Here is an 11,719-nt window from a genome sequence, read left to right on the forward strand (position 1 = left end):
CGTCTGTGTGCTTTATCGGTACTGGCTAATTTACTATTGCAATTTGCGAATAAAATAATTCTTAAACAAGGCGATATCTTACCTCTCGGTCGGAAATTTAAAAATGATTTCAGACGTGAGTATTCAGACTTTGCCATAGTTTAATTTATTTTGACTATCTCATTTTCAATTTTCACGAGTTTGACTCAGGCGCTTTTGGCATTTTACATTTGTACCACTATAGTAGGAAAAACGAATAAAGACTTATTGACTGAAATTATTTTTGTTATAGTGTCCGGTTTGGAGTACTTTATTACTACTATAATAGATATCCCGAATCTATTAAATGGCTTGTTATCTTTTTTTATTACACTGATATCGCTTAATATACTAAAAATCAACTTTAGAAAAATAACTATAGCTGCTGCAACTTATATTTTCATTAGTGCTTTATCCGAATTATTCAGTACTTTAATTTTAGGAAATTCCATTGATCACTTGAGTTATTCAAGTCAAAATAATCTAATAATTCTAACCAGCTTTCTTTTTCAATCGTCTTTTCTTGTCATAATTGCCATTATTAAAAATATAAGAATCAAAGAAATATCTTTTTATTGGTATATTATCTTCCCAATCCCCATATTATCCTGTATTTTACTCACCTTTATAAAGAATGAAATCAATCAAAATAAACTTGTATTGTTAAGCTTAATAATAGTAATTATTATCAATCAATTTTCTTTCATGATAATATATTCTTTTCAGTTATTTATCGAACGAAATTTAGAATTAGATTCCAAAAATAAACGATCTTCCCTGATGATTTCAAATTATTCTTCTCGCTTAGAATCATATGAACAACAACGTAAATTAATACATGATTTCCGAAAGTACTTGGTAACCTTATTAACTTTGTTAGAAAATCATAAATACACTGATGCTAAAGATCTTATAAGGGAATTACTGCCTAATCAGCAGGAGAAAATAAATAATTATATGCAGCAAACTGGAAATATTATCATAGATGCTCAAATTAATAATTTTAAATTGGCACTAGATAATAAAATTACCTTTGTGAGTTTTAATTTCGATGTTGATCCTTTAACAAAGATAATTACCGATAAAGACATATCTTTAATTGTTGGCAATATTCTTGACAATATATTGTTTCATGCTGATATAAGCGATGGAAAGTCTGCATATATAAATTTCATTTATAATGATTCTATTTTTTATTTTAAAATTATTAATACAGTCAAAACAGAAAAACTTTTAAATAAAACTAAACATCATGGACTGGGAACAAGTATAGTTAAGGAGACAGTAGCAAAGTACGGTGGTAACGTAATAATAGATAAAAAAGGTGATAATTATAGCATTACAATCATTATTAATTTCTAATCTTTCTAATTCATACCTAATAAGTGTAAGCAGTAAATAATAGATTGTTTAAAAGGGCAAACCAACTTCTCGAAATTGAGAAATCGGGTTGTCTTTTGCGTTACTCTGGTAAGCAGTAGTAAGCAGGTTAAGCAGTAAACAACAGCCCATCTATGAAGCCCGCCAAATCCTTGGTATTCTAATTCTATCAAGAATATTGGAGGGCTTTTATGTCAGAAAAAAGTAAGCACCCAATAAACGACCGTAATCAAAAGCAGCGCCACTGATCCGAAACTTTTTGGTTCGAATCAATAGCGCTGTTTGATTTTAAATTGTAAGCGGTAAATAATCACCCGTTTTAAAAAGACAACCAAACTTCTCGATTTTGAGAAATCTGGTTGTCTTTTGTTAGGCGGCATTTTTAGCTTGATGCTTGTCCGTTGTTTTTTTATTTTGATGCCGAGCACCTGGATAATGCCATGGTAAATAAAACGCTAACTGCGCCGGATCGGCGAAATCTGGTTGTTGCGGCAGTTCTTTTAACAGATAAGTAATGTAAGCTCGTGGATCAATGCCGTTGGCCTTGGCACTTTCAATTAAAGTTAGCCAAATGGCGGTTGATCTGGCTCCGGCTGGACTCGTACTGAAAAGCCAGTTTTTTCGGCCGATCACAAGACGCTTCATATTGCGTTCAGAAGCATTATTGCTCCAGTCCATCATGCCAATATTGATTAACCGATCTAAGGTCGGCCTTTGATCAACGGCGTAAGTGATTGCCTTGCCTAAACGTGATTTAGGTAGTACCTGTGCCGAAGCGATCCATTTCCAGAAGCGCTTAAGTAGCTTGCGAATCTGACTACGTCGTCTACGCCGCCGCACGCGCGGGGAAAAATGCTGCCATTGTCGTTCATGGGCAAACATCTCATCGATCAATGTCAGGGGGACACTTGCTACTGTTTTACCGTTAACTTGGGCGGCATCGTAAAACTTACGCCGCACATGGGCCCAACAACCGACCCGAGTCACACTGTTTGCTAACAAGTTATAGCCGGCATAACCATCGCACTGTAGAATGCCAGTGAAGTTCTGGTATAGTTTCTGGGCAAAAGTGCCTGAACGTGTCTTGCTATAAGCATATAAAATAATTTGCTGGGGACATTGTTTGACCGTTCGGGCCACCCACATATAGGATTTTGCGGTTGCGGCTTTACCTGATTCACGTAGTACTTGAATTGGGGTCTCGTCACCTTGCAAATAGCGCTGCGCGCTGATTGCTTGCCACAATAGGTCGTAGATTGGCGCAACCATTTGACTTGATTTAATGATCCAGTTGGTCGCCGTGGCTTCTGAAAGTGCGATACCTAGTCGCTTCCAGTTGGGTAATTGCCGATATAACGGCGTACCTAAGATAAACTTTTGACAGATGATCTCGGCAACCACCGAAGCTGAAGCGAGACTATGCGGAATTAAAGCTGCTGGTGTGTGCGCTTGAATTAAATGCGCAATCCCATCTTCTAGTTCACATTCAAGGCACTTATAGGTGCGCGTATAAATACGCTCACGATAGAGTTTAGCCGGAATAAAATGCAGTTCTTCACGGACAAACTTTTTGCCAACGCTGGTTAGCTTATGACCTTGGTCACACTGTTGGCCAGTTAAATCAATCATTGTTTCTTTAACCGCCAAATGGCGGCTTAAGCTTTCTTGCCGGGTTTTTTTACGCTTTTTCTTTGCCGGTACTTGATCTGTGGCGCTGCTTTGTTGGCCAGTTTGCTCTGGCGCGCTAAAAACACCGTCATTACCTTCCAGTAAAGACAGCTGATTAGGGTCCATTTGTTCTGATTTTTGACCATAAAGTTTTTTCGTCAAGTATGCGACCATCTCTGTCAATTCGGCCACCTGTTTGCGTAACGCCGCAATTTCTTCTTCTGGGGTCATTAGCCCACCTACTCAGTCCGTATTTTATGAATTGAGTTTACCACGTCTCCTTTAGCTTGAATAGTTATTTTTCATGTCCAGGTGGACATGTTTTATGAATAGTGGCGTCTAACGACCAACCGCTGAGTAATCGCCGCAATTGTTTGGCATTCAGTTTGCGTAATGCATTCTGATTAGTCGGCCACTGTAACCGCCCATTTTCAATTCGTTTGTAAAGTAATAAAAAGCCATCACCGTCCCAGTAGAGCGCCTTAAAGCGGTCTTTCCTAGTACCACAGAATAAATAGAGCGCCTGATTATAAGGATCCAATTCAAATTGATCTTGAACAACGCCGGCTAAACCGTCGATGCCGCGGCGAAGATCTGTTTTACCGCACACTAAATAGACTTGGCGAATTTGCCGTTGATCAATGATCATCGGTGAACACCGCCTTTAAAATTGCTTCTAAAATATAGTTATTAATGCGATTGTAGACGATCACTGATTTATTTGTGCCAACCTTAATTTGTAGCGCCTTGGTTGTTGCGCGTAGCTGTGGTTCAGATTGATCCATTTTGATTTGTACAATATCGGGTTTTGCCAATAAAAATCACCTCACCAATTATTTGATGAGGTAATCATAACTTGGATTTAGTTAGTTTGATAGTCGGTCAGTTATTGGGTGCTTACGACTTTCAACTCTGTAAAAGCTATTCATCAACAGGATTTGACAAAGAGCCTCAAAAATAAGCAGTTTGTAAAACTTAGAATTAAGTTTTACAAACTGCTTATTTATTTAGAGCTGGTTTTTGTCCCAGCCCCAATGGCGTGTGACAACTAAATTAACTACTTTTTAGCCTTCAAGCTCATAACCAGTAAGAGTTTGAGGCTATTTGGATACTCTCAACCTTTAGTTAATCCATTTTAATTCGTACATTGGTCGATCAATTATTCACTGCTTACAGAAATATGATCACTTCTTTGTTTAATTAGTTAACTGCTTATCACTTACTTCTTGAATTAATTGAATGACCATTAAAGCCGATCTTTTACCGGCTTCTATAATAAAATCATCAAAACTAACCCCAGCCTTTTCATCTCCAACATCACTCATTGCGCGAATAACAACAAACGGAATTTCAAATTGCAAAGCTACTTGTGCAATTGCTGTACCTTCCATCTCACTTGCTAACGCATCTGGGAAGTGTTTTAAAATATTATATTTCTGCTTTTCACTTGCTATAAATTGATCTCCAGAAACAATAAGACCTACTCTAGTTTTTAACGAAAATTTATTAGCGGCTTTTTCGACTTGAGCTATTAATTTTTTATTTGCACTAAAGCGTTTAACTTGTTGTGGTAGTTGACCATAGGCATACCCAAAAGCTGTCGCATCAACATCATGGTATGCTAGTTCTTTAGAAATAACAATATCACCTATTGTCAAATTTTTACCAATTACGCCAGCCGAACCAGTATTTATTATCATATCAGGATGATATTTTTCTGATAGAATGGTTGCCGCAATAGCTGCTTGAACCTTCCCTATACCTGACTGGACAAGAATAATTTCAACGCCATCAATGTAGCCAATACAAAAATCTGAATTAGCTATCATTTTTGATTCGGTATTTATCATCTTATTTTTCAAGATTTTTACTTCTTCATTCATTGCCCCAATAATACCTATTTTCATTTAGTTATTTCTCCCTTCAAAGCATTAAACAGTTTTGATTGATTCAGTTTTTTAGTTTTAGGAACTTCATATGCAAACCATACACAGTAAGATCTTACCGATATTTTTAACCCAAGCATAATTAACTTTTTTTTAATTTTTTTCATTAAGTGAGTCCCCTTTATCATTTTTATAGTATATAGTATAAGCACCGCAAATTGTGCAAAGTAGTAAGAATATTTATACTTTTCAGCAACCAAAAATAAAAAATTAGCAACTAAAAGCGCTATAGGCTTATAAATATTCTTATTTTTATTTGTTAACAAATAAAATAAAATGATAGTTTGATCGAAAAACCATATAACAACTAATGATTGTATATTCATCCATTTAAAATCTTGTAGCATGAAAACAAAAGAGGTGATTGACAGAAAAAAACAGGTTATAAATTTTTTTGCATGCCACCCCGGAAAAACGCTTCTCAACCAAATTACCAGGCAAAGCACAAAAGCACCTTTCAGTAAATGATTAGTTACTAAACTCAAAGTAAAAGCAAAAGAAAACATCATTAACCTGACAAAAAGAGATAAAATCATATATCTTAAAAATTCTTTTTCCCTACATAATTGTTCATCCTTCGCAGCTAACGAATCTACTAATCTAATGACTATTTTATTAAACTTTCGCTTTATGATTAATTTCATTTTATGCATATTCAATATATTTGCGTCCTATTAAATCAAACTTATCTTGTCTTTGTTTTATCAATTCTTCTTTATCTAAATTAAGATATTTTTGGAAGGCCCCATCAATTGTTTGACCTAAATGAAATATAGTCTCATTTTTCACTAGATTAGGCTCTTCAATGATAAGATCAATAACGTTTTCTTTTTTTAATTCTTCTGGTATTGCATGTAATTCATTGAGTGCACGATCAGAATTTTGGGGTGATACTTTCTTCCACATTATCTCAGAATACCCTTCTGGGGAAATCGTAGATAACATCGAAACACTAGTGGCTATACGATAGTCAGATACTAACAAACCAAGCGCACCACCACTACCGCCTTCCCCTAAAATTAGTGAAACAATTGGGACTTTCAGTATACTCATCTTTTCAATCAATTTTGAAATAGCTTGCGCTTGACCGCTCTTCTCGGAATTCAAATCACAATATGCTCCAGGAGTATCAATTATTGTCAATATTGGAATATTTAATTGTTCTGCCTGCTCAAATAATCTAAAACAGGTTCTATAACCTTTTGGTCTCAAGCTGCCATTATGCGTTACAGTTCTCTCGGCAGCATTATTTCCTCTCTGGATACCCGTAATCATCACTGCTTTTTTGTTCATAAGTCCAAGCCCACTAATGAGAGCATCATCAATTCCTTCATGTCCATCACCAAATAAAGGTACAAAATCATCAGTTAAATTTTTCACTAGGTTGAGAGTACTTATTTTTTTAAGACTCCTCACCTCATTCACAAATCTATTCATTTGATGTACCTCCAATTTTCAGCATTGTACTTACTCTTTCTATCCAGTTAGTTATATCCTCTCTTTTAACAATATCGTCTAAAAAGCCATTTCTATAGACATTCTCAGCAAGTTGGTCATTCAAATCTAATTTTTTTCCAACTGTTTGTTCGATAACCTTTAATCCTGCAAACCCAATTTGAGCCTTTGGTTCAGAAATGCAAAAGTTACCAATACTAGCAATGGATGCAAGCATTCCGCCCATACATGGATCACACATTACAGTTATTAAACAATTACCTTGTTTCTTAAATATTTTCGCGCGTTTTATAATCAAGTTAGCCAATTAGATCCAGCTAATTGAAAAAATAAAAAACACCAAGACAAATCTCTGTTATCATTGATGTTCCAACACAAAAATGAAAGAGGTTATTGTCTTGATGCAAGAACAGAATACCACAGTCCGAGAAAAAGGTCACCACCTAACTTCATTTGAACGCGGCAGAATCGCCACGCTACACAGCCAAGGATACTCTAACCGCGCAATTGCTAGAGTTATCGGCGTTTGTCATCAAACAATCAGTAATGAACTACGCCGTGGTGAGATCGACCAAGTTAAAAAAGTGAACGGTCAACGGCAATATCACCGCGAGTACTCGCCAGAAGCGGCACAGGCCAAATACGAAGCTAACCGAATGTCCTGTCATCGACCTTTGAAACTCGCTGGTGTCGCTGACTTTATCCACTACTTTACGGCCCATTTGCACCAAGACGATTAGTCGCCTGATGCCGCGGTGGGCCGTGCTAAACTTGAAGGCTTATATCAACCTGAGGAGATGGTTTCGACCAAGACGTTATACCACTATATCGATGCGCAACTACTTGAAGTCCGTAATCTTGATCTGCTCGAAAAAAACCGGCGCCGCACCAAACACCACCATTCACCCAAGCATAAGCGTCTGGCCGGACGAAGTATCGAAGAGCGACCTAAAAGTATTGATCAGCGCCAAGAGTTCGGTCACTTTGAGTTGGATACCGTAGTCGGTAAACGTAACGGCCAAGAAAGTGTCATTCTAACGCTGATCGAGCGCCAATCTCGCTGTCAGATCCTGCGTTTGATTGATGGCCGTGACACCGATTCAGTCAACTACGAACTGGCTAAGATCTGCCAAGAATACGGGCACATCATGAAGTCCGTTACCGCTGACAACGGGGCAGAATTCGCAGCGGCGGGGACGGTGCTTGACGGCGTTGCCGACCTTTATTATGCCCACCCTTACCGCTCTTCAGAACGAGGCACAAATGAGGCGCATAATCGAATGATCCGTCGTGATGTGCCTAAGGGCCTGTCCATGGATACTTTAGGCCCTAGTGATATCCAAGCAGTGGAAGCCAAGCTAAACAACTTACCACGCCGGCAGTCAGGTTACCAAACCCCAAAAGAGCTTTTCTCCGCTGCCGCCGGCTAAAGATTGAATCTTTAAAATATGAATATCAATGAAAATACTGTCTTACCGGGATTTATTGCGTGGCTAATTTGTTCTTGCAATTTGGGAATATATAAATTTATGTTCCAAGTTACATTTTTAACGTTCTAAACCACACTCTATTACTTCACATATTCCTTACTTGAACCGATTGTTGAGCAACTTAATATAACTCAACACAAAAAGCTCTCTAGGTTAGACTTGAAAGCCAGCCTAGAAAGTCCTAATGATTGAAGTACCACAGTGTCGTAGACGATAAGATGCACGGCACACTACCACTCTCCGTGTAATTTCATCACCAATTCACCAAGAAAAACAACGTTAAAGTCATGGAAAGCGGATAGGCGATTATTCTTATTTAGCAAATCCGACAATTTCACTTCTAGGCGAGCCGAGTATATGTGAATCTGAGTCATTTGTTCAATGGGAGGCTCACGAAACACAGCCACTAAAACGGTCAATACTTTGACTGCAGTGGGACGGAGATCAAGTTCCTGACTGAGTCTGAATTAGTCGAATTATTTTTTTAAAAATAAGAAAGCTACATTTCAAATATGGCAGCACTTTGTTAGCTACTGGACTATGCAAAAGAGTGTAACCAAAAGCTACTCTTGAAAGAGTATGTCCACCACTATCAGCTGACTGATAAACTACCATTACAATATGCCCAATTTTGCGTCTACTTTAATTGTTATCTGGAAACCAACAAAGCAACTACTTATTTTGAACATTAACGTGGTGCGAAAATTGAAGTTGATTTGGCCGGCCAAGTAATCAATAGTATTAGTGCCGATACTGGTGAAATAACTACGGTATATTTATTCGTTGCAACCTCACCTTATAGCCAATATAGCTATATAAAACAAGAAAACTGGCGTGACTAAATCCACGTCATGATGAGATCATATTAAATGAACACTATCATAAATCAGCCAACTACTATGATACGGTCATGCTTTCTGTAAAGGTTAGAACACGTAAGATGAATGTTAGTATAAAAGGAATCATCGGTAAGGTCTTTACCAATATACTGGCACGCTTACGCCATAGAAGTTTCCATACAGTTTACGAGGCTAACTTAGCTGTTAAAGCATTACTAAAAAAATTTAATGATAAAGTATTTCAAAAAGATGCTGGTCACAGACTGAAATATTCCTAATTGGAAGAGCAATCACAATTACAACTATTGCCAGTAAATTGTTATGAATATGGTTGGCTGGAAAATTGCTGCAGTCCAATATAATTATCATATTTTCGTGTATAAAATGTAATATTCCGTTCCTTACGAAGACTCCAAGCATAAGGTCAATGTCAGAATCACCCAACATCTTATTGAAAACTTTTTCAACAAATCAGAACCCGTTTACATTAACGTTTGATTGTTCAACCAGACCAATACGCAACAAATAAAGATCATATGCTAACCATCGTCAAGCGACTGAGTGAGACGCACAACGTTTCATCAATTGGACACAAGAAATTGGTCCGAACGTAGCCAAAGTAGCTCAACAACTGCTTGAAAGTTATACGGTTGAACAACATTACAAGTACAGCGACCTCCGACTAAAGGTAATCAAACACATGCAATTTTACGCGGAAACGATTATTACAGAAAAGATGATCAAAAATGAATCAGCAGACATTTGATAGAATAATGGCAATGTGAACGCCGGCAACGGCTCAGAGTTATAAAAAGTGTTTTTGCATCTAGTCAGCAATCATTATATTAATGAATCCAAAAATATTATTTTCACTGGCGCTACGAGCTCAGGAAAAAGCTACTTAGCATGTGCATTAGAGTATAATGCTTGCCAATTAGACTATAAAGTTCGTTATATTTACTTACCAGATTTATTGGTCGAATTAGAACTAGTGCAAGCACAAGGAACTTATAGAAAGTGCTCAAGCTATATCAAAATTGTGAACTAGTGATCCTTGACGAATGTTTCAGAAAATGAGATTGCACAGCAAGACAATTTAGAATCCGTTGAGCATCGTTATCGCCAGCAAGCTACAATCCTTTATTCACAATTTAAAGCTGAAGGTTGGCACGAACATCTTGGTGGCAGCGCTGCGGCCGATGCTATTTTAGATTGAGCAACAGCTAGATCACAGTTAATTTCAGTTAAAAATAAGCGCTTAATACGCATAAAATAACGATTCTGGATTAATTATTTGATCAACTCCTTTTAAGTAGCTTAAGCTCCAGATTACCAGTCAAAAGACTAAGCAGCTCACTTGGCCCGAAATGATGGCTTAGACTAGGCCAGAATAATCAGACTGGTGGATCTTGTAAGGGATATCACTCGATTGAGTTTTTTTACCGTATGAATTGTTTTATTGTATTACAATAAGATACGACAAGATAGATTACGTTTTCCTTACATTTATGTACGTTACAACTATTTTCTTGCTACTCAGATAATTTAAAAGTACACTTAACTAGTTTTCAAATCATAATCTTATCATTATATATAATATTAATAATGAACTTTACGTTGACTAATTCAAAAAAGTAATTATACTTTGTATTAGCATTGGGATAAAAACACAGTTTTGGCCGGTAGTCCAAACACGATTAAATCGTCAGTAGCCTTCCTCCGGGTCGTCCATTCCCATAGAAAGTGAAATTTTTACCATTATGGAGGTATTATTTTGAATAATAATAGTTTGAGTTGCACGATAGTTTTCGAATCACCTTTTTATAAGGCTATTTTTGAAGAACATTTAAATAAAGCTTACAGTGTAGCAACTTTAACTTTAGGTCCATCTGAACCTAAAATTGAAGATATCTATTACTTTATTTTGTTCAATTGGAAAAAACTAAATTTTTACAAAACAACTTCAGATTCTATAATTCAACATCGAAAAATCAACCCAAAAAGATTACAAAGAGTCGTAAAAAAACAGATATTACAGAATAAAGCGGTTGGCACAAAAGCACAAAATGCTATAAAAAAACAACATGATGAAATAAAAAAAGTAAAGCGTACAAATAGAAGAACTGATAAACTGGAACAAAAAGAAAAAAAGTTTCAACTCACAAAAAAAAAGCGACAACAAAAACATAAGGGGCACTAGGCATATCGGGGGTTATATGAATATAATTATATGCGATGATAATTTAGAATTTCTTAAAAGCTTTAAAAAAATGTTAATTACTTTAGATGTCCAATATAATTTAAATTTAAAAATATTCTCTTATAGCAACACGGAAACACTAATAAATAAGCTAACATCACTTAACGAAGAATTTATTTTGTTTTTAGATATAGAGTTTGAAAACGAATCAAAAAATGGTATTCAGGTTATCAATAATTTCATAGACGGTTCTAAAATGTGTGGTGACCTATATTATCTCACCAACTATCCGAATTTCGTTTTTGATTCTTTTAATACCCATCCCGAAAATTACATTTTAAAACCCTTAACGATTGATAATTTATGTAGAATCTTGCTAAAAGCAGTTAGAAATATAAGCGAAAAGAAGAATAAAAAGTTTATTGAATGTAGGTCAGTTAACTCAATCGATTCAATCAATATACAAATTAATAAAATAGTTTATATAGAATTAATTAGTTCACCTAAAAGAATTATCAAAATAGTAACATCTAAAAACCTTTTTTTAATCCATGGACGACTAAATCACTATGCTAAGATCTTGGAAAAATACAAGTTTGTTCAAGTTTACAGATCATTTATAGTTAATCTAAACTATATTCATCATTTTTCCTCAAATAAAATAATTCCGCGCGTTTTATAATTAAGTTAGCCACCCAGCCAAAATGGTAAAAAAAAGACACC

12 protein-coding genes and 1 pseudogene are annotated in these 11,719 nt (G+C 36.0%); 6 read left to right on the top strand and 7 right to left on the bottom strand.

What is annotated here, in order from left to right:
• The first annotated feature begins 246 nt into the window (after positions 1-246).
• Positions 247-1,380 carry a GHKL domain-containing protein gene (locus tag EKM80_RS06595; protein ID WP_125578949.1) on the top strand — a complete coding sequence of 378 codons (1,134 nt, stop codon included), beginning with the start codon at positions 247-249 and terminating at the stop codon, positions 1,378-1,380.
• A 387-nt stretch (positions 1,381-1,767) separates the two neighbouring features.
• On the opposite strand, the gene tnpC is transcribed toward EKM80_RS06595, so the two are convergent.
• The 7 genes from tnpC to EKM80_RS06625 form a co-directional block, all read right to left on the bottom strand.
• A complete protein-coding gene (gene tnpC, locus EKM80_RS06600; RefSeq protein ID WP_125552327.1) occupies positions 1,768-3,297 on the bottom strand; it encodes an IS66 family transposase in 1,530 nt (509 codons plus the stop codon).
• Positions 3,298-3,361: 64 nt separating this feature from the next.
• Positions 3,362-3,715, bottom strand: a complete 354-nt coding sequence (gene tnpB / locus EKM80_RS06605; RefSeq protein WP_010011941.1) for an IS66 family insertion sequence element accessory protein TnpB — start codon at positions 3,713-3,715, stop codon at positions 3,362-3,364.
• Complete coding sequence (locus tag EKM80_RS14830) at positions 3,705-3,881, bottom strand: hypothetical protein (RefSeq protein ID WP_160315714.1); 177 nt, start codon at positions 3,879-3,881, stop codon at positions 3,705-3,707. Before EKM80_RS14830 ends, tnpB begins: the two co-directional genes overlap by 11 nt.
• Before the next feature lie 381 nt (positions 3,882-4,262).
• Positions 4,263-4,973 carry a 5'-methylthioadenosine/adenosylhomocysteine nucleosidase gene (locus EKM80_RS06610; protein WP_125552328.1) on the bottom strand — a complete coding sequence of 237 codons (711 nt, stop codon included), beginning with the start codon at positions 4,971-4,973 and terminating at the stop codon, positions 4,263-4,265.
• Positions 4,970-5,665: an accessory gene regulator B family protein gene (locus EKM80_RS06615; protein WP_225417370.1), complete on the bottom strand. Its 696-nt coding sequence runs from the start codon at positions 5,663-5,665 to the stop codon at positions 4,970-4,972. The genes EKM80_RS06610 and EKM80_RS06615 overlap by 4 nt, the downstream gene beginning before the upstream one ends.
• A complete protein-coding gene (locus EKM80_RS06620; protein WP_125552330.1) occupies positions 5,658-6,449 on the bottom strand; it encodes a carboxyl transferase domain-containing protein in 792 nt (263 codons plus the stop codon). The genes EKM80_RS06615 and EKM80_RS06620 overlap by 8 nt, the downstream gene beginning before the upstream one ends.
• Positions 6,442-6,774, bottom strand: coding sequence for a hypothetical protein (locus tag EKM80_RS06625; RefSeq protein WP_125552331.1), 333 nt, complete (start codon positions 6,772-6,774; stop codon positions 6,442-6,444). The genes EKM80_RS06620 and EKM80_RS06625 overlap by 8 nt, the downstream gene beginning before the upstream one ends.
• A gap of 94 nt (positions 6,775-6,868) precedes the next feature.
• On the opposite strand from EKM80_RS06625, the pseudogene EKM80_RS06630 reads away from it, so the two are divergent.
• From EKM80_RS06630 to EKM80_RS15180, 5 genes and pseudogenes are all read left to right on the top strand, one after another.
• Positions 6,869-7,897 (top strand): annotated as a pseudogene (locus tag EKM80_RS06630) (IS30 family transposase).
• Between the two features lie 1,713 nt (positions 7,898-9,610).
• Positions 9,611-9,844 (top strand): ATP-binding protein, encoded by a 234-nt coding sequence (locus tag EKM80_RS15175; RefSeq protein ID WP_125552332.1) that lies wholly within the window; start codon positions 9,611-9,613, stop codon positions 9,842-9,844.
• A gap of 6 nt (positions 9,845-9,850) precedes the next feature.
• Positions 9,851-10,012: an ATP-binding protein gene (locus EKM80_RS06640; protein WP_125552333.1), complete on the top strand. Its 162-nt coding sequence runs from the start codon at positions 9,851-9,853 to the stop codon at positions 10,010-10,012.
• A 558-nt stretch (positions 10,013-10,570) separates the two neighbouring features.
• A complete protein-coding gene (locus EKM80_RS06645; RefSeq protein ID WP_125552334.1) occupies positions 10,571-10,996 on the top strand; it encodes a YjdF family protein in 426 nt (141 codons plus the stop codon).
• Positions 10,997-11,252: 256 nt separating this feature from the next.
• Positions 11,253-11,678 (top strand): LytR/AlgR family response regulator transcription factor, encoded by a 426-nt coding sequence (locus EKM80_RS15180; RefSeq protein WP_225418828.1) that lies wholly within the window; start codon positions 11,253-11,255, stop codon positions 11,676-11,678.
• Positions 11,679-11,719: the final 41 nt, after the last annotated feature.

This window comes from Loigolactobacillus jiayinensis, assembly GCF_003946445.1.
GTDB classification, from domain to species: Bacteria; Bacillota; Bacilli; order Lactobacillales; family Lactobacillaceae; genus Loigolactobacillus; species Loigolactobacillus jiayinensis.

Bases quoted from the DNA above. Each gene is read 5' to 3' on its own strand.
- EKM80_RS15180 (WP_225418828.1), top strand. From the start codon at position 11,253: ATGTGTGGTGACCTATATTATCTCACCAACTATCCGAATTTCGTTTTT.
- tnpC (WP_125552327.1), bottom strand. From the start codon at position 3,297: ATGACCCCAGAAGAAGAAATTGCGGCGTTACGCAAACAGGTGGCCGAA.
- EKM80_RS06615 (WP_225417370.1), bottom strand. From the start codon at position 5,665: ATGCATAAAATGAAATTAATCATAAAGCGAAAGTTTAATAAAATAGTC.
- tnpB (WP_010011941.1), bottom strand. From the start codon at position 3,715: ATGATCATTGATCAACGGCAAATTCGCCAAGTCTATTTAGTGTGCGGT.
- EKM80_RS06610 (WP_125552328.1), bottom strand. From the start codon at position 4,973: ATGAAAATAGGTATTATTGGGGCAATGAATGAAGAAGTAAAAATCTTG.
- EKM80_RS06620 (WP_125552330.1), bottom strand. From the start codon at position 6,449: ATGAATAGATTTGTGAATGAGGTGAGGAGTCTTAAAAAAATAAGTACT.